Source organism: Sphingomonas sp. PAMC26645 (assembly GCF_004795835.1).
In the GTDB taxonomy this organism is placed as follows: domain Bacteria; phylum Pseudomonadota; class Alphaproteobacteria; order Sphingomonadales; family Sphingomonadaceae; genus Sphingomonas.
This window is the reverse complement of sequence record NZ_CP039249.1, coordinates 1,788,866-1,804,570: the sequence shown is the minus strand read 5'-3', so window position 1 is coordinate 1,804,570 and position 15,705 is coordinate 1,788,866. Positions and strand designations below refer to the sequence as shown.

Genomic DNA, 15,705 nt, shown 5'->3' with positions numbered 1-15,705 from the left:
CGGTTACGGCGCGGGATCGCTCGCGTCAACGCGGCGGCATATCCGCGAGCGGGTGACGCGTGTTGACGAGTTCGACGAGGCGGCTCGAATCGACGTGCGTGTAGATTTCCGTGGTGGCGATGTCGGCATGGCCGAGCATCGATTGCAGCGCGCGCAGGTCCGCACCACCGGCGAGCAGATGCGTGGCGAAGGCGTGGCGCAGGACGTGCGGGCTGACGCGGTCGGGGGGGATGCCTGCCTCGGCGGCGATCGCCTTCACAAGTTGATACAGGCGGATGCGCGAGAGATGGCCTTTGCCCGAGGGGAACAGCCACAAGCGATCCGCCGCGACGTGGGTGCGCCAGATGGCGACGGCGGCGCGCGCTCGGTCGGAGATGGGGACGAGCCGCTCGCGTCCGCCCTTGCCGCGCAGGATCAGGAACGGGCGGTCGGGATGGACCGCGTTGCGCGGCAGGCTGACGAGTTCGGTCGCGCGCAGGCCGGAGCCGTAGAGAAGCTCGAACAAGGCGGAAAGGCGCAGGTCGTTGGGGTCGAGCGGATCGCGTGCGGCGCGCTCGGCGATCGCGGCGAAGAGCCGGTCGACGTCGGCGTGGCTGAGGATTTTGGGCAAGGTGCGTACTGTTCCCGGCCGCGGGAGCGCCTTGCCGGGATCGTCGGCACGATGGCCTTCGTCGGCGAGGAACGCGAAGAAGCGGCGGAGCGAGGCGGACTTCCGGCCCACAGTCGAGCGGGACAAGGCAGACCACCCGCTCGCCAGCTTGGCCAACGCGTCGGCATCCGCGTCGGCCAATCCGCCTTCCAGCGCCTGCGAGGCAAGCGTCAGGTCGCTGCGATAGGCCGCCACCGTGTTCGCCGCAGCACCCACCTCCGCGGTCATCATTTCCAGGAACCGATCGATCAGCGCGCGATCGCTGGCGTGGCTCACGCGCGCGCGATCGCCTCGGCCGCGATCATCCGCGCTTCGCCGTCGAGACCGACGCCGCGCAACGCGCCGACGATACGGTACAGTGCTTCCGGGGGGATGTCCTTCCAACTCCCCGCCTGCATGCCGACCGCCGCGAGCAGGACGACGGTCCCGGCCTGGCCGTCCCGCGCCGCGCGATCTAGCGCGCGGGTCCAGGCATTGTCCGCGCCGATCCGAACGCCGAGCGACTGTGCCGCACGTTCGATATCGCCCTGGTTGAGGCGACCGAGGCCTGCCAACCCTGCGAACAACATGCGCTGCTTCAACGCCGAGTCGCCTTCGCCACCGGTATAGGACGCAAGGTCGGAATAGCTGAGGCGGCGATACGCGTCGGGATCGCTGAGCATTATCATCGCCCAGGCGTCGCTGCCGGCGGGCACCGAGCTTAGCCAGCGCGCCGCGGTGCGATCGAGTCCGGCGGACAGCATCGATGCAACCAGACGATCGGCGTCGGCTTTGGCGAGATTGGGGTTCAACCGGGACGCCGCCCGCGCGGTCAGCACGAGCCGCGCATAGCTCGGACGCGCGTTCGCCCCGCCCCACAGCTGACGCAGCGCGGTTAGCCGCGAATCAGGGTTGCGGTCGGCATAGGCCGTCTGGAGATCGTTGGCGGTCGCGGTCGCGCCACTCTGCGTATCGTCGTCGGTCGCAGCCGCAGCGTAGAGATCGACGAGCGCGGCGCTGGACAGCACCCCCTGCCCCGCGGCAGCCTCAGCCGGGGCCAGTCGATCGCCGAGCGCGACGGAGGGCGACAGCGCCTGCCAATATTTCACCTGCGGCCCCGCCGTACCGTACAGCTCGTCCGGCACGGTGACGCCGGTCGCCATCGCGAGCCCGAACCGCCACGCGGTCAGCCGGTCGACGCCGTCCCATTCGATCGTCACGGCCTGACGCCCCTGCGCACCGGCGCCGACTACCTTCTGGGCGAGCAGCAGGTCGACACCGCTGGCGACATTGCGGCGCTTGGCGGTCGCGATCAGCGGGCTGGCCTGAGCGGGATTGCCCGACAGCCCGGCACACATCGCCTGCGCCATCGTCCAGCCCCGCGCTGGGGCAAAGCGCATCGCACCCGTCACCAGCGGACACAGGCCCGCCGGATCGCCGGTCGCCAGCGCGGTGTTCATCGCGACCTGATAGAGTTTCGGCGTGTAGTTGTCGGTGTCGACGTTCTGCGCAACCGCACGCGCGGCGACCGATTCGCCCATCCGCAGCAACAGCCACGCGCGCTCGGCGGCGAAGTCGGCGCCGTTGGTACGGCTTGGCGTATCGACATGCGACACCAGCGCGCGCCGCAACAGGATCGACATCCAGCGCGACGGCAACGGCGCACTCAGGCGGCGCATCAGCGTCTCGACATATTGGCCGTCCGCCTCACCGAACGCATCGGTATCAAGCCCGCCTTCGCTCGCCGTGACCGGGCCGACCGTCGCAAGCGAGCGCCGCGCGGACGCCGGCATCTCGTACTGCGCGAGCACCGCCGGATCGACCGGAGCAGGCGTCGCGACAGGGGGCACCAGCGGCGCGTCGCCCGGCGTCGTCGGCGGCAAAGGCTGGATCATCGCGCCTGGCTGTACGGGTGCCGGAACCGGAGCGGTCGGTTGCGCGGGATCGGTCGGACGGGTCGGCTGCGTACCGGCAGGCGGCGCTGGTCGTGGTGCAGGAGCGGGCGTCGGTTCGCCGAACCCCGGCGGCAGGATCGATTCGGGGCGATCCTGGCCGGTTGCGGGTGCCAGCGCGACCAAGGCTCCGACGGCAACCGCCGCCGCTAAGGATGCCTTAAGAGAGGTTCGCAAGCGTCACGGCCTTTTCGACGTGGCTCTGCGGACGCTCGGTCGCGCGCCCTGCCAGCAGGAACAGGCCGCCGACCACGACCACAAGAACGACGACGACCGAGACGATGAAACGGGACATACGACGTAACCTTGTAGTGGACGGGGGTAGTGAACGGGGCAGAAAATCGCGCGCCAAGAGCTTTTGCCCTCGCGCGGTGCCGCTGTATAGCGCGGGCTACGATGTTGCAAAGCCACAACCCTTCCGGCGGACCTTCGGGCGGTCGCCGCCCTGCCCCGATCGATCGCCCGATCGTCCTCGTCGGGCTGATGGGCGTCGGCAAGACCACCGTCGGCCGCCGCCTCGCGCTGCGCATGAACCTGCCGTTCGTCGATGCCGACCACGAGATCGAGGCCGCGTCGGGGATGACCGTCGCCGAGATCTTCGCTAAATACGGCGAGGACTATTTCCGCGACGGCGAGCGCCGCGTGATCGCGCGGCTGATCGACGGTACGCCCAAGATCATCGCGACCGGCGGCGGCGCGTTCATCAACGACGACACGCGGGCGCTGATCCTGCGCGACGCGGTGTCGGTGTGGCTGAGTGCACATCCCGACATTCTCGTCGAACGCGTGGGGCGGCGCGACACCCGCCCGCTGCTGCGTAACCGCGACGCGGGGAAAGTGCTTGCCGAACTGGCGCGCGTGCGCAACCCGATCTACGCGCAGGCGCATATCCATATTGTCAGCAACAAGACGCCGCACGAAGCGACCGTCGCCGCTATCCTGAGAGCGCTTGGCCGATGAAGACCGTTACCGTTGAACTGGGTGCGCGGACCTACCCCATTCATATCGAAGCGGGGTTGATCGCGCGGGCCGGCGAGTTCCTTGCGCCGCTTGCGAAGGGCCGGCGCGTGACAATCGTCACCGACGAGAATTTGTCGGTGCATCTGGCGACGCTGCAGGCTTCGCTGACTGCGGCGGGGATCGCGTCGGAGGCGATTGTCCTTGCGCCGGGCGAGGGCAGCAAGAGCTGGGCGACGCTGGAGATGCTGTGCGACCGGCTGCTCGAACTCGGTGTCGAGCGCGGCGATCACGTCGTTGCGCTGGGTGGCGGTGTGATGGGGGACCTGGTCGGGTTCGCCTGCTCGATCCTGAAGCGCGGGTGCAACTTCGTCCAGATTCCGACGAGCCTGCTGGCGCAGGTCGACAGCTCGGTCGGCGGCAAGACCGCGATCAACACGAAGGCCGGCAAGAATTTGATCGGCGCGTTCCACCAGCCCGTGATGGTGCTGATCGATCCGCAGGTGCTCGACACGCTGCCGATCCGCGAGTTGCGCGCGGGCTATGCCGAGGTCGTGAAATACGGCTTGATCGACGACTTCGCGTTCTTCGAATGGTGCGAGGCGAATGGCGCCGCATTGCTGGCGGGCGACATCGGCCTGCGCGAATACGCGATCGCGCACAGCGTTTCGGCGAAGGCGCGGATCGTCGCTGCGGACGAGCACGAGACCAACGGGACGCGTGCGCTACTCAATCTCGGCCACACCTTCGGCCATGCGCTGGAGGCGGAGACCGGGTTCTCGCAGGCGCTGATCCACGGCGAGGGCGTTGCGGCGGGCTGTTCGCTGGCGTTCGGGTTTTCCGCGGCGCAGGGGATTTGCTCGGGTCAGGACGCTCAGCGAGTAGCGGCGCACTGGCGCGACGTCGGGCTGCCCGACGGTCTCGCAGCGGCGAAGATCGGCGCGAACGGTGCTCGGCTCGTCGATCACATGCGACACGACAAGAAGATGGCGGCGGGCACTTTACCCTTCCTGCTCGCGCGCGGGATAGGCCAGACGTATCTCGACAAGACGGTCGACCTCGCTGACGTCGAGACCTTCCTCGACGCGCAGCCCCGCTGATGCCCAACGGTGTCGCCAAGCAAAACCTGCCGACCAAGGTGTGTCCGGCTTGCGAACGGCCGTTCACGTGGCGAAAGAAGTGGGCGCGCGACTGGGACAGCGTGATCTACTGTTCCGACGCCTGCCGGAAGAAGCGGTAGCGCCAGAGTACCAGCAGGAAGATTGTTCACCCGCGAAGGGGGGTGCCCAGTCTGGGCACCCCCCTTCGCGGGTGAACAATTCTGCTAAGAGCGAGCCGCACTCCACGCCAGCCACAACCAACCGCCGATCAGCAACGCCCCGCCGATCGGTGTAATTGCACCAAACCAGCGCGGGGTGCCCAGCGCCATCGCGTACAACGTCAGCGCGAAGATCGCCGCGCCGACCACGAACAGCCATGCCGGCCCGCGCGCTTCCATCCGGATCGCGACCAGCGCCGCGACGACGTGGACCAGTTGATACTGCGCGCCGGTTTTCAGCCACTCCGCCGCCGACCCGCTCGCGCCATGCGCACCGAAAGCTCCCGCCGCAACCGCGATCGCGCCCGACAAGGCCGCAAGAATGGCGATGATCATTGCGTATCATTCCCCCAGGGAAAGCGTTTCGCGGTCTCGGCACGTGCCGCGCGCATGTCGCCGGAGTCGATCTGCAACTGCAACCGCTCCTTGTCGCGCGACCGGTATTGCTCCTCCGCGCGATCGATATCGGCCGGCGACACATCCAGCCCGCGCAACGCCAGGCGCGCCATCTTCACCGCGGACTCCATCACTTCGCGCACCACCGCCGTCGCCGACGTGTTCTTCAACTTCACCAGCGCGCGGCGATCGAACGCTCGGACGTAGATCGCGGCGTCGGGGAAAGCCTCGTGCACACCCTCGATCGTGTCAGGATCGAGCTGATCGCCGTCCATGCAGAAGCAGATGATCTCCGCCTCCGCCGCGCCTGCCTGCCGCAACAGGTCGAGCCGCGTGCCGTCGCCGTAATAGACCTTAGCGCCGAACTCGCCCGCGATGTCTATCATCTCGATATCGGTGTCGATCAGCGTCACCGGGATATCCTGCGCGAGCAGCATCTGGCCGACCGTCTGGCCGAACCGCCCATAGCCGACGATGATCGCATTCGCGCCGTCGACCTTGGGCCCGTCGCGCTCCTGCCCCTCGGCGATCGGTTCGGTCCGGAAGCGGCGGGTGATGCCCATGAGGAACGGCGTGGTCGCCATCGACAGCGTGATGATCGCGCCGAACAGGCTCGCCGCCTGCGGTTCGATCAGCAGCCCGGCCTGCGCCTGCGCGAACAGCACGAAGCCGAATTCGCCGCCCTGGCTCAGCAACAGGCCGAGCGCGAACGCCTGCCGCCACGTCATCTTGAACGCCATGCCGATGAGCATGATGACGCCGGTCTTCGTCGCGATGAGCGCGGCCGCCATCGCCATCACGAAGAACGGGCGCTCGGCGATCGCGCCCAAATCGAGCACCATGCCGACCGCGAGGAAGAACAGGCCGAGCAGGATCGAGCGGAACGGCTCGACATCGGCTTCGAGTTCGTGGCGATACGGGCTGTCCGCGAGCATCACGCCGGCGATGAACGCCCCAAGCGCGGTCGATAGCCCGAGCCATTCCATGATCGCGGCGCTGGCGATCACGGTGAAGAGGCCAGCGAACACGAACATCTCGCGCTCGCCCAGATTGCCGATCAGCCGGAAGAACGGGCGTAGAAGGAAGCGCCCTGCGACGACAAGTCCGACGACCGCGAGCACGGTATAGATCGCGAGCAGCCACCCGGGAGGCGCGTTGGCGTCCGCCGGGTTGCGGCTCATCGCCGCGACGATCGTGATGAGCGGGACGATCGAGAGGTCCTGGAACAGCAGGATCGAAAACGCGCGCTCCCCGAACGGGGTCTTCATCCGCCCCGACGAGCGCAGCATCGGCAGCACCTGCGCGGTCGACGACAGCGCGAGCGGCAGGCCGAGCGCGAGCGCGGCGGGGAGCGAGAACTTCGCCCCGACCCAGACAATCGCGGTGATCGCCAAGCCACAGATCGCGACCTGAAGGAGCCCCAATCCGAAGATCTCCTCCTTCATCTTCCACAGGCGTGACGGGTTCAGTTCGAGCCCGACGATGAACAGCAGCAGCGTGATGCCGAGTTCGGCGAATCCGAGCTTCGACTCAGCATCGCCGACCAGGCCGAGCACATGCGGCCCAACGACCGCGCCCGCGACCAGATACCCCAGCGTCGCGCCGAGCCCGAGCCGGCGGAACAGCAGCACGAACATCAGCCCGAACCCGAGCAGTACGACGCCGTCGCGCAGCAGCGACGGCGACGTGCCCTCCGCCATCAGACCTTCGCCTTTGCAGCGGTATCGGCAGCCTCGGCGGCGGCTTCGAACGCCAGCCGGATCGACGGGTGGCGCGCGGTGTAGTCGAGTGCGGGGGTGAAGATATCCATCCCCGGCCAATCGGGCGCATCGCCCTCGCGCGCAAGCCACGCCGTCAGCGCGTCGCGCGTCGCAGCGAGTTCGGCGGGGGTGCGGCCGAGGATATTGGCGGCGAGCAGCGACGACGATGCCTGGCCGAGCGCACAAGCACGGACCAGCAGGCCGACCTCGCTGACCTTGCCCTCATCGTCGACCGCGACGTCGATCGTCACGCGGCTGCCGCAGATCGGCGAGCGTCTTTCCGCGGTCGCCATCGGCTCGGGCAGGCGTTCATGGTGCGGGATCGTCGCGGCGAGGCGCAGGATCTCGGCATTATAGAGGGGCGCGCTCATGGTTTCGGCTCGCTTGCACTATCGGATCGGGAGGGGTCGGATCGGGAAGGCGGCGTGGTCGCGCCGAAAACGGGTTTGCCGCGGCGGCGGCGGTCGACGAAATCGGCGATCCCCGCGCTGGTCGCGTTGAGCAGCGGATAGGTGCGTGACGTCGTCATCCAGCCGGGCCGCCGCGACGGTCCGCCACTCATCGTGTCGATGACGAGCGTCGCGAGCAGGAAGACGAGGCTGGCAAGGATAAGCCCTTTCAACGCGCCGAACCCGAAGCCGAGCGCGCGGTCGACCGGCCCCAAAATCGACGTCCGGGTCCGCGCGCCGATTGCGTTGGCGACCAGCCGCCCGCCAATATACGTCACGCCCGTGATGATCGCGAACGCGAGCACCGCCGCACCACCGACGGTCCCAACCATCGGCGACAGCGCGGCGGCGAGCGGGATGTGGAACAGCTTCAACATCGCCACCATCGCCACCCAGGCGAACATCGACAGCACTTCGGTGACGAACCCGCGGATCAGCCCGAGCACCGCCGACCCGGCGACGGCGATCAGGACGACGATGTCTAGGGCGGTCAGGTTCATGCTCTCTGGAATAGGGACGCTAGGCGCGAACCGCTAGTGCGCGCGGCGACCGACGCGCTCTAGTGGTTCAAACCGAACACACCGTAGCGCTCGCGCCACGCGGCGACTTCGTCCTGCAAATGCGCGGGTGCAGCCTCGCCCGAGAGCACGCAGCGGGCGACGTCGGTGTCGGGGTGCATCAGCATTTTCTTCGACCCGTCGCTGAACCAGACGGGGACCAGCTGGTCGCAGACGCTGTCGAGCACGGTGGCGGCCATGCCGTTCGCGATCGCGTCGCTGCCGGCGAGGACGCGGACGTTGATCGAGACGCCTTCGAGGCAGTTCTGCGGTTCCTTGACGAAATTGAGCGAGACGAGAAGCCCGGACCTGTCGGGCCGCGCCTCGTCGGGCAGGCTCGCGACCCGTCGCCAAGCGCAGAACCACGTCCGGCAGATGCGTGGGCGGACGGCGTGGATGCCGCACCCCTTATTGGAGAGGTGGATGCACGGCGTTCCCGCGGGTTTGCCGAACTCGGGGGTGTCCACGGTCAGTTCGGTGCAGCACGCGGTGCAATCTCCGCACTCTCGATCGGGCAGGATCGGCCCCAGCAGCGCGGTTTCCACGTCGGTATGGGGTTGCATCTGCGTGCGCGCGTCCGGCGGGGTCGGGGTGTCACGCCGATCCACGGTTCAATTCCCTTCGGGATCCACCGTGAAGACCATCGGCTTGCCGCGCGACATCGGCTCCCAACCCGCGGCCAACGCCGCCCGTACGCCGCGAGAGATCGTCGCGTCGTCGATCTGGAGCCGTCCGCGCGGCAAGCCCTTCAACAGGCGTTTCGGCGCAGGGAACTCGAGCAGGGCTTCGCGTTTGGCATCGTCCTGCAACAGCGAGATCGTCATGCCCTTCCAGCCTTCGGCATCCGTGTGTTGCGGTTCGCGCTGGAGGTGCCAGTCGTATCGGGTGCCATCGACCTCGACGGTACCGGTATTGCTTTTCGTGTTCGCCATGCCGGTGGCCATAGCATGGCTGTCGCGAGAGGCCATGCGTTCGGGGGTGGCGGATTTGGCGCGCGCGGTGCTTTTGCATGGTTCGATCAATCGGTGCCTGACGATCGCAGCTTGCGCACCACCCCGGCGGAGGCCGGGGTCCAGTTGGAAAGGTCGCAATAACTACGCGCAACGGATGCCAGCCACGTCCCCCAACTGGGCCCCGGCCTCCGCCGGGGAGGTGCCTCTCTGGCATAGGTAACGACCCGCGAGCTTGTTCTCCCGCGAAGTCGGGAGTCCAGTCTGGGTCCCCGCCTTCGCGGGAAAACAAGGTTTGGAGCGCCTACCCCCGCCCCATCATGTGATCCACGAACGACGCCAGCGTCTTGAACCCCGACAGCTTCATCCCGCTCTTCTCCCCCGTCATCGACGCCGGCACCAAGGCGCGTTCGAAACCGAGCTTGCTCGCTTCCTTCAACCGCAACGGACCATGCGCGACTGGGCGGATTTCACCCGACAGCGCGACTTCGCCGAACGCCACCGCATCGACCGGCACCGGCCGCTCCGACATCGCCGAGATCAGCGCCGCCGCCACCGCGAGATCAGCCGCCGGATCCTGCACCCGGTAGCCGCCGGCGATATTGAGATAGACCTCGGCGTTGGAGAAGCTCAGCCCGCAGCGCGCCTCCAGCACCGCCAGGATCATCGCAAGACGCCCCGAATCCCAGCCGACCACGGCGCGCCTTGGTGTGGCCCCCGACGCCAAGCGGACGGTCAGCGCCTGAATCTCGACCAGTACCGGCCGGGTCCCCTCCAGCGCCGGAAACACCGTCGCCCCCGTCATCGCATCGTCGCGGTGCGTCAGGAACAGCGACGACGGATTGCCGACCTCCGCCAGCCCCTCGGTCTGCATCGAGAACACGCCGATCTCGTCGGTCCCGCCGAAGCGATTCTTGATAGCGCGGAGGATGCGGTACTGGTGGCTACGCTCTCCCTCGAACGACAGCACCGTGTCGACCATATGCTCCAGCACGCGAGGGCCCGCGATGGAGCCGTCCTTCGTCACGTGCCCGACCAGCACCACCGCCGTCCCGCGCTCCTTGGCGAAGCGGATCAGCTCCTGCGCCGATGCGCGGACCTGGCTGACCGTGCCGGGTGCGCCTTCGATCAGGTCGGAGTGCATCGTCTGGATCGAATCGATCACCAGCATCGCCGGCGGCCGCGTCTGCAACGTCGTCAGGATGTCGCGCGTCGAAGTCGCCGCCGCGAGCTGCACCGGTGCGTTGCCGAGCCCGAGCCGCCGCGCGCGCAGGCGGACCTGGTCCGCAGCCTCCTCGCCAGAGACGTACGCGACCGACTGCCCCGCCAGCGCCATCTTCGCCGCCGCCTGCAACAGCAGCGTTGACTTACCGATGCCCGGATCGCCGCCAATCAGCGTTGCCGAGCCTTCGACGAAGCCGCCGCCCAACGCACGATCAAGTTCGGCGATACCCGTCGCCATCCGGTCGGGCAGCTTGATCTCCGCATCGAGCCCGACGAGCTGGATCGCGCGGCCGCCGGTCTGAAGATTATGCTTCGAATGGAACGGCGTAGCGGCGGTGTTCGCCTCCTCGACCAGCGTGTTCCACTCGCTGCAGTCGCTGCATTGCCCAGCCCAGCGGTGCGATACCGATCCGCAGGCCTGACACACATAACGCTTCTGGGGTTTCGCCATACCGCCGATGTACGAGAACGATACGGGAACATCAATGGCTGGCGGCCAGCCTATGTTGCGGATTTAGTGGCGCTTGACGGCACACGGCGTTATCCGCGCGACGATGAATGCCACCGACCTGCGCGTTGCCCTGTTCAGCGGCAACTATAACTACGTTCGCGACGGCGCGAACCAGACGCTGAACTTGCTTGTCGGCCATCTGCTATCGAAGGGCGTGACGGTCCGCGTCTATTCGCCAACCAATTCAAATCCTGCATTTCCGCCTGTCGGCGACCTGGTTTCGGTTCCATCGCTACCGTTGCCTGCAGGCCGCGGCGAGTACAAGATGGCACGCGGGCTGCCGGCCGCGATCCGGCGCGACCTAGATGCGTACGCGCCGAACATCATCCACGTGTCCGCGCCCGATTTCCTGGGTCATCGCGCGGTCAGCTATGGCCGCCGCCGTGGTCTCACGACGATCGCGTCGTTTCACACCAGGTTCGAGACGTATTTCCGCTACTACAAGATGGCGTTCTTCGAGCCAGTGATGGTGAAGATCCTCACCCGCTTCTACAACCGGGTCGACGAAGTGCTGGTGCCGGGGCGCGGGATGGCGGAGATCGTGCGCGACTGGGGCGTGACGACGCCGACCGCGATCTGGTCGCGCGGGGTGAACCATGACCGCTTCACGCCGACCCGCCGCGATCTCGAATGGCGTCGCGCGCGCGGAATTGCCGACGGCGAGGTTGCGGTCGGGTTTCTCGGGCGGCTGGTGAAGGAGAAGGGGCTCGACGTCTTCGCCGACGTGATCCGCGAGCTCGAGCAGCGCGGCGTGCCGCACAAGGTGCTGGTGATCGGCAAGGGTCCGGCGCGCGACTGGTTCGCGAGCCGCGTGCCGGGTGCGGTGTTCGCGGGGTTCCAGTCGGGCGACGATCTCGGCCGCGCGGTCGCGTCGATGGACGTGTTCTTCAATCCAAGCGTGACCGAGACGTTCGGCAACGTGACGCTGGAGGCTATGGCGGCCGGTGTGCCGGTCGTTGCCGCCCGCGCGTCGGGTGCGGTCGGACTGGTCGATGACGGCGTGACGGGGTTTCTGGTGCCGCCGACGGATATCGCCGGTTACGCGGATGCGATCGGGCGGATCGTCTCGGAGCCGGGCCTGCGCGAGACGATGGGCTGGGCCGGGCACGACAAGGCCGCCGGGTATCTTTGGGATACGATCAACCAGACGGTGCTGGATACGTATCTCGAGGTGATGGCGCGGCGGGGGGCTTAAGGCCGAGATTCAGGTTACCGGCCGGGCGATCCTCCCCCGCCAGGGGGAGGTGTCGCCGAAGGCGACGGAGGGGGAGGATACGAAACAGCGGTGTCGCTTGCCTCCCCCTCCGTCAGGCTACCGCCTGCCACCTCCCCCTGGCGGGGGAGGATTGATTCAAGCAGTCGCCCAGTCGAACGTCAGCGGCGCCTCGCGGAAGGCGAAGCGGTCGAGGTGGCTCGACACAACCTCGCGCATCCGGTCGACGTCGTCGCCCTCCGGCACCGTCAGCGCGACGTCGAGCGTTTCGCCGTCCGCACGCATCTCCAGAACCGCACCGTTCGGGAACGCGATGCGGCCCTCTTCCTCCGAGAAGGTGACCTCCATCTTGTGGCTCCAGTGCTTGGCCAGCTGCTGGAGATACTTGCTGGCCGAATGCGTCGGCACGCGTGCTACCGAGACACTCACCGGAGGCGCTCGATCTTCTGCGCCGCCTCGTCGAGCAACGCCGCGACTTCGTGCAGCGTGTCCTCGTTGACGTCCTCGCGCATCAACCGGTGCTGAAGCACCTGCCGCAGATTGCCCATCGCCCGCCGGATCGGCGCGCCATCGGTCCGCTCGGACTCCGCCCCAACCGCAGCCAATCGCGCGAACAGGCCGTCCACTACGGCCGCATTCTCGGCCAGATGCGCGCGACCCTCGTCGCTCGCCGCAAAGCGCTTCTTCGCGCCCTCCGACTGTTGCTCCTCGATCAGCCCCATCTCGTCGAGCATGCTGAGCGTCGGATAAACGACGCCCGGGCTCGGCGCATAGCCCCCCCCGGTCAGCCCCTCGATCTCGCGGATCAGGTCGTAGCCGTGGCGCGGTGCGTCGGCGATCAGCTTCAGCATGACGAGCTTGAGTTCGCCGCCATCGAACAGCCGCCGCCGACCACCGGGGCCGCCGCGTCCATGCCCGTGTCGACCGTGGCCTTCGTGGCCGGGGCGACCGCGGCCTTCGCCGTCAGCCCGCGGACCACCCGTCCAGGCTCCATATCCCATACCAAAACGCATTTGAGTGTTCTCCGATATATCTTCATTCATGAGATGCGATATATCGCAGACTGTTTCTGGTTCAAGTGGTGGGTGAGAAAAATTCGTCACCCCGGACCTGTTCCGGGGTCCACTGGTCGGCAAACTCGCCGTCGAGGAGTATGCGGACCGGTGGATGCCGGAACGAGCCCGGCATGACGGAGAGTAAGTGGCAACGGATGGGCAAACCGGCCCCCCGCGCCTATCTTCCCCCCATGGCCGATCTCTTCGCGGGCTTCGAACCCGCCGCCCCCACCGAAACGCATCCCGAAAACGCGCCGCTCGCCGACCGCCTGCGTCCGCGCACGTTGAGCGAGGTGGTCGGTCAGGATCACATCACCGGCCCCGAAGGCGCGATCGGCAGGATGGTGTCGGCCGGACGCCTGTCCTCGATCATCCTGTGGGGCCCGCCCGGCACCGGCAAGACGACGATCGCGCGATTGCTCGCCGACGCGGTCGACCTGCGGTTCGTCGCGATCTCCGCGGTGTTCTCCGGCGTGGCGGACCTCAAGAAATCCTTCGCCGAGGCGCGCGAGCACGCCAAGATCGGCAAGCGCACCTTGCTGTTCGTGGACGAAATCCACCGCTTCAACCGGGCGCAGCAGGACGGCTTCCTGCCCTATGTCGAGGACGGCACGGTGACGTTGGTCGGCGCGACCACCGAGAACCCGTCGTTCGAGCTCAATGCCGCGTTGCTCAGCCGCGCGCAGGTGCTGATCCTGGAACGCCTCGGCCGCGGTGCACTCGAACAGCTGCTCGACCGCGCCGAAGCAGAAATGGAGCGCCCCCTGCCCCTCACCCCGCCCGCCAAGGACGCGCTGATCGCCAGCGCCGACGGCGACGGTCGCTTCCTGCTCAACCAGGCGGAGACGCTGTTCTCGGTCAACCTGCCCGAGCCACTCGATCCCGCCGGGCTGTCGAACTTCCTGCAACGCCGCGTCGCCGTGTACGACAAGGATCGCGAGGGGCATTACAACCTCATCTCCGCGCTCCACAAATCGATCCGCGGGTCGGACCCGCAGGCCGCGCTCTATTATCTCGCGCGAATGCTGACTGCGGGCGAGGAACCGCTGTTCCTGCTCCGCCGCCTGACGCGCGCCGCGGTCGAGGATATCGGCCTCGCCGACCCGCAGGCGCTGGTCCAGTGCATCGCCGCCAAGGATACCTACGACTTCCTCGGCAGCCCCGAAGGCGAACTGGCGATCGCACAGGCCTGCGTCTATCTCGCCACCGCGCCCAAATCGAACGCGGTCTACAAGGCGCAGAAGGCGGCGTGGAAATCGGCGCGCGAGACGGGCTCGCTGATGCCGCCAGCGTCGATCCGCAACGCACCGACCAAGCTCATGCGCGATATCGGGTACGGCAAGGGCTATGCGTACGATCACGACGCCGAGGATGCGTTCTCCGGCTCGGATTACTGGCCCGACGAGATGACCGCGCAGACCTTCTACACGCCGACCGAACGGGGGTTCGAGAAACGCCTGTCGGAACGGCTCGCCTATTGGGATGCCTTGCGCGCGGAAAAGCGGTCGTGAAGGATTGGGCTGCGGTCGCGCAGTATGCGCTGTTGCTGCCCGAGACCGAGGCATCGACCTCGTACGGCCAGCCCGCGATCAAGACGCGCGGCAAGATGTTCGTCAGCGCCGGCCATGTCGATGGCAGCTTCCACGTCCGCAGCCCGCATGACGAGAAGGCGGTCCTGATCGATACCGACCCCGACGGTTTCTGGCAGACGGCGCATTACGAGACCTGGCCCGGCCTGCTGGTCCGCTACGGCGCGCATGATGCCGAGCGCGTCGCTCGCGTGATCGCCCGCGCATGGTGGGATCAGGCATCGGCCAAGCAGCGGAAGGCGTATGGCGATCGCCCCTGACCGCTTCGGCCATTTCGCCGCGATCGACTGGTCGGGCGCGGTCGGTCCCCGGCAATCGGGGATCGCCGTCGCGATCTGCGCGCGAGGGGCCGCTGCACCGACGCTGATCGCAGCCGAGGGCGGCTGGTCGCGCACCGCCGCGCTCGATTGGCTGGCGAACGCGATGCCACCGGATACGCTGGTCGGGCTCGATCTCGGGCCATCGCTTCCGTTCATCGACCAAGACGCCTTCTTTCCCGGCTGGGCAGAGAGTCCGTCAGATGCGCGCGCGCTGTGGGCGTTGGTCGAACGGATCTGCGCGGACGATCCGCATCTGGGGGCCAGCAGCTTCGTCGATCATGACGAGGTCGCGCGGCATCTGCGTCGCCACGGCGGGCGCAAGGGTGAGTTCTTCAAAGGGTTCGGCCGCCTCCGCGTGACCGAGGAGGCACAGCGGCGGCAGGGATTGAGTCCGACCAGCAACCTCAACCTCGTCGGCGCGGCGCAGGTCGGCAAGTCGAGCCTCACCGGCATGCGCGTGCTGCATAGGCTGGCCGGCCGCGTACCGGTCTGGCCGTTCGACCAGGTGCCGTCCGAAGGTCCGCTGATCGTCGAGATCTACACCACGATCGCCGCACGCGCCGCCGGCATCCGCAAGGGGCTCAGCAAGATCCGCGACGCCGCCGCACTCGACGTGGCACTGGCCGCGATCGGCAGCGACCCGCACGCACCGCTTGCGCGCTACGACGACCACGCCACCGACGCGATCCTCACCGCCGCGTGGCTCCGCGCCAACGCTGATCGCCCCGAACTCTGGCACCCGGCGGTGATGACAGCGCATATCGCGCAAACCGAGGGCTGGACCTTCGGCGTATCTTGAAGCATGGGGCGATTACGCCTGACGCGA

At 67.5% G+C, this 15,705-nt stretch carries 19 protein-coding genes; 7 read left to right on the top strand and 12 right to left on the bottom strand.

All coding sequences use genetic code 11. The annotated features are described in order from the left end of the window. Positions 1 to 25: 25 nt before the first annotated feature. The 3 genes from E5673_RS08495 to E5673_RS20160 are packed head-to-tail and all read right to left on the bottom strand — an operon-like array spanning position 26 to position 2,875. Positions 26 to 925, bottom strand: coding sequence for a tyrosine-type recombinase/integrase (locus tag E5673_RS08495; protein WP_281727890.1), 900 nt, complete (start codon positions 923 to 925; stop codon positions 26 to 28). Beyond that, positions 922 to 2,757, bottom strand: a complete 1,836-nt coding sequence (locus tag E5673_RS08490; RefSeq protein ID WP_136189657.1) for a hypothetical protein — start codon at positions 2,755 to 2,757, stop codon at positions 922 to 924. Before E5673_RS08490 ends, E5673_RS08495 begins: the two co-directional genes overlap by 4 nt. Then, a complete protein-coding gene (locus tag E5673_RS20160) occupies positions 2,741 to 2,875 on the bottom strand; it encodes a hypothetical protein (protein ID WP_258191373.1) in 135 nt (44 codons plus the stop codon). The genes E5673_RS08490 and E5673_RS20160 overlap by 17 nt, the downstream gene beginning before the upstream one ends. A 101-nt stretch (positions 2,876 to 2,976) precedes the next feature. On the opposite strand from E5673_RS20160, the gene E5673_RS08485 reads away from it, so the two are divergent. Genes E5673_RS08485 through E5673_RS08475 form a run of 3 tightly spaced genes read left to right on the top strand, consistent with a single transcriptional unit; the run spans position 2,977 to position 4,777 of the window. Continuing rightward, on the top strand, positions 2,977 to 3,540 hold the full coding sequence (locus E5673_RS08485) for a shikimate kinase (protein ID WP_120299144.1): 564 nt from the start codon (positions 2,977 to 2,979) through the stop codon (positions 3,538 to 3,540). Then, positions 3,537 to 4,637 (top strand): 3-dehydroquinate synthase, encoded by a 1,101-nt coding sequence (gene aroB, locus E5673_RS08480; RefSeq protein WP_136189656.1) that lies wholly within the window; start codon positions 3,537 to 3,539, stop codon positions 4,635 to 4,637. The genes E5673_RS08485 and aroB overlap by 4 nt, the downstream gene beginning before the upstream one ends. Then, on the top strand, positions 4,637 to 4,777 hold the full coding sequence (locus E5673_RS08475) for a DUF2256 domain-containing protein (protein ID WP_082444318.1): 141 nt from the start codon (positions 4,637 to 4,639) through the stop codon (positions 4,775 to 4,777). Before aroB ends, E5673_RS08475 begins: the two co-directional genes overlap by 1 nt. 84 nt (positions 4,778 to 4,861) lie before the next feature. On the opposite strand, the gene E5673_RS08470 is transcribed toward E5673_RS08475, so the two are convergent. The 7 genes from E5673_RS08470 to radA form a co-directional block, all read right to left on the bottom strand. Continuing rightward, positions 4,862 to 5,191: a DUF423 domain-containing protein gene (locus tag E5673_RS08470; RefSeq protein ID WP_136189655.1), complete on the bottom strand. Its 330-nt coding sequence runs from the start codon at positions 5,189 to 5,191 to the stop codon at positions 4,862 to 4,864. Beyond that, on the bottom strand, positions 5,188 to 6,951 hold the full coding sequence (locus tag E5673_RS08465) for a cation:proton antiporter (protein WP_136189654.1): 1,764 nt from the start codon (positions 6,949 to 6,951) through the stop codon (positions 5,188 to 5,190). The genes E5673_RS08470 and E5673_RS08465 overlap by 4 nt, the downstream gene beginning before the upstream one ends. Then, positions 6,951 to 7,382, bottom strand: a complete 432-nt coding sequence (locus tag E5673_RS08460; protein ID WP_136189653.1) for an iron-sulfur cluster assembly scaffold protein — start codon at positions 7,380 to 7,382, stop codon at positions 6,951 to 6,953. Before E5673_RS08460 ends, E5673_RS08465 begins: the two co-directional genes overlap by 1 nt. Then, the gene (locus E5673_RS08455) at positions 7,379 to 7,960 is read right to left on the bottom strand and encodes a CvpA family protein (protein ID WP_136189652.1); all 582 of its coding nucleotides are present in this window, start codon (positions 7,958 to 7,960) and stop codon (positions 7,379 to 7,381) included. The genes E5673_RS08460 and E5673_RS08455 overlap by 4 nt, the downstream gene beginning before the upstream one ends. Before the next feature lie 59 nt (positions 7,961 to 8,019). Beyond that, positions 8,020 to 8,580, bottom strand: a complete 561-nt coding sequence (locus E5673_RS08450) for a YkgJ family cysteine cluster protein (protein WP_136191412.1) — start codon at positions 8,578 to 8,580, stop codon at positions 8,020 to 8,022. Positions 8,581 to 8,628: 48 nt separating this feature from the next. Then, positions 8,629 to 8,949 carry a hypothetical protein gene (locus tag E5673_RS08445; RefSeq protein ID WP_210731823.1) on the bottom strand — a complete coding sequence of 107 codons (321 nt, stop codon included), beginning with the start codon at positions 8,947 to 8,949 and terminating at the stop codon, positions 8,629 to 8,631. A 322-nt stretch (positions 8,950 to 9,271) separates the two neighbouring features. After that, positions 9,272 to 10,642, bottom strand: a complete 1,371-nt coding sequence (gene radA, locus E5673_RS08440) for a DNA repair protein RadA (RefSeq protein ID WP_136189650.1) — start codon at positions 10,640 to 10,642, stop codon at positions 9,272 to 9,274. Between the two features lie 103 nt (positions 10,643 to 10,745). Between radA and E5673_RS08435 the strand changes: the two genes are divergently transcribed. Continuing rightward, complete coding sequence (locus E5673_RS08435) at positions 10,746 to 11,897, top strand: glycosyltransferase family 1 protein (RefSeq protein ID WP_136191411.1); 1,152 nt, start codon at positions 10,746 to 10,748, stop codon at positions 11,895 to 11,897. Between the two features lie 156 nt (positions 11,898 to 12,053). Here the strand turns inward: E5673_RS08435 and E5673_RS08430 are convergent, their stop codons facing one another. Beyond that, complete coding sequence (locus tag E5673_RS08430; protein WP_136189649.1) at positions 12,054 to 12,344, bottom strand: DUF2218 domain-containing protein; 291 nt, start codon at positions 12,342 to 12,344, stop codon at positions 12,054 to 12,056. Further along, a complete protein-coding gene (locus tag E5673_RS08425; RefSeq protein WP_136189648.1) occupies positions 12,341 to 12,928 on the bottom strand; it encodes a PadR family transcriptional regulator in 588 nt (195 codons plus the stop codon). Before E5673_RS08425 ends, E5673_RS08430 begins: the two co-directional genes overlap by 4 nt. Positions 12,929 to 13,161: 233 nt before the next feature. On the opposite strand from E5673_RS08425, the gene E5673_RS08420 reads away from it, so the two are divergent. The 3 genes from E5673_RS08420 to E5673_RS08410 are packed head-to-tail and all read left to right on the top strand — an operon-like array spanning position 13,162 to position 15,678. After that, complete coding sequence (locus tag E5673_RS08420; protein ID WP_136189647.1) at positions 13,162 to 14,481, top strand: replication-associated recombination protein A; 1,320 nt, start codon at positions 13,162 to 13,164, stop codon at positions 14,479 to 14,481. After that, a complete protein-coding gene (locus E5673_RS08415) occupies positions 14,478 to 14,819 on the top strand; it encodes an MmcQ/YjbR family DNA-binding protein (RefSeq protein ID WP_136189646.1) in 342 nt (113 codons plus the stop codon). The genes E5673_RS08420 and E5673_RS08415 overlap by 4 nt, the downstream gene beginning before the upstream one ends. Beyond that, entirely contained in the window at positions 14,803 to 15,678 is an 876-nt protein-coding gene (locus tag E5673_RS08410) for a hypothetical protein (protein WP_210731822.1), read from the top strand. Before E5673_RS08415 ends, E5673_RS08410 begins: the two co-directional genes overlap by 17 nt. The last annotated feature ends 27 nt before the right edge of the window (positions 15,679 to 15,705 follow it).

Bases quoted from the DNA above. Each gene is read 5' to 3' on its own strand.
- E5673_RS20160 (WP_258191373.1), bottom strand. From the start codon at position 2,875: ATGTCCCGTTTCATCGTCTCGGTCGTCGTCGTTCTTGTGGTCGTGGTC.
- E5673_RS08485 (WP_120299144.1), top strand. From the start codon at position 2,977: ATGTTGCAAAGCCACAACCCTTCCGGCGGACCTTCGGGCGGTCGCCGC.
- aroB (WP_136189656.1), top strand. From the start codon at position 3,537: ATGAAGACCGTTACCGTTGAACTGGGTGCGCGGACCTACCCCATTCAT.
- E5673_RS08475 (WP_082444318.1), top strand. From the start codon at position 4,637: ATGCCCAACGGTGTCGCCAAGCAAAACCTGCCGACCAAGGTGTGTCCG.
- E5673_RS08470 (WP_136189655.1), bottom strand. From the start codon at position 5,191: ATGATCATCGCCATTCTTGCGGCCTTGTCGGGCGCGATCGCGGTTGCG.
- E5673_RS08465 (WP_136189654.1), bottom strand. From the start codon at position 6,951: ATGGCGGAGGGCACGTCGCCGTCGCTGCTGCGCGACGGCGTCGTACTG.
- E5673_RS08460 (WP_136189653.1), bottom strand. From the start codon at position 7,382: ATGAGCGCGCCCCTCTATAATGCCGAGATCCTGCGCCTCGCCGCGACG.
- E5673_RS08455 (WP_136189652.1), bottom strand. From the start codon at position 7,960: ATGAACCTGACCGCCCTAGACATCGTCGTCCTGATCGCCGTCGCCGGG.
- E5673_RS08450 (WP_136191412.1), bottom strand. From the start codon at position 8,580: ATGCAACCCCATACCGACGTGGAAACCGCGCTGCTGGGGCCGATCCTG.
- E5673_RS08445 (WP_210731823.1), bottom strand. From the start codon at position 8,949: ATGGCGAACACGAAAAGCAATACCGGTACCGTCGAGGTCGATGGCACC.
- radA (WP_136189650.1), bottom strand. From the start codon at position 10,642: ATGGCGAAACCCCAGAAGCGTTATGTGTGTCAGGCCTGCGGATCGGTA.
- E5673_RS08435 (WP_136191411.1), top strand. From the start codon at position 10,746: ATGAATGCCACCGACCTGCGCGTTGCCCTGTTCAGCGGCAACTATAAC.
- E5673_RS08425 (WP_136189648.1), bottom strand. From the start codon at position 12,928: ATGCGTTTTGGTATGGGATATGGAGCCTGGACGGGTGGTCCGCGGGCT.
- E5673_RS08420 (WP_136189647.1), top strand. From the start codon at position 13,162: ATGGCCGATCTCTTCGCGGGCTTCGAACCCGCCGCCCCCACCGAAACG.
- E5673_RS08410 (WP_210731822.1), top strand. From the start codon at position 14,803: ATGGCGATCGCCCCTGACCGCTTCGGCCATTTCGCCGCGATCGACTGG.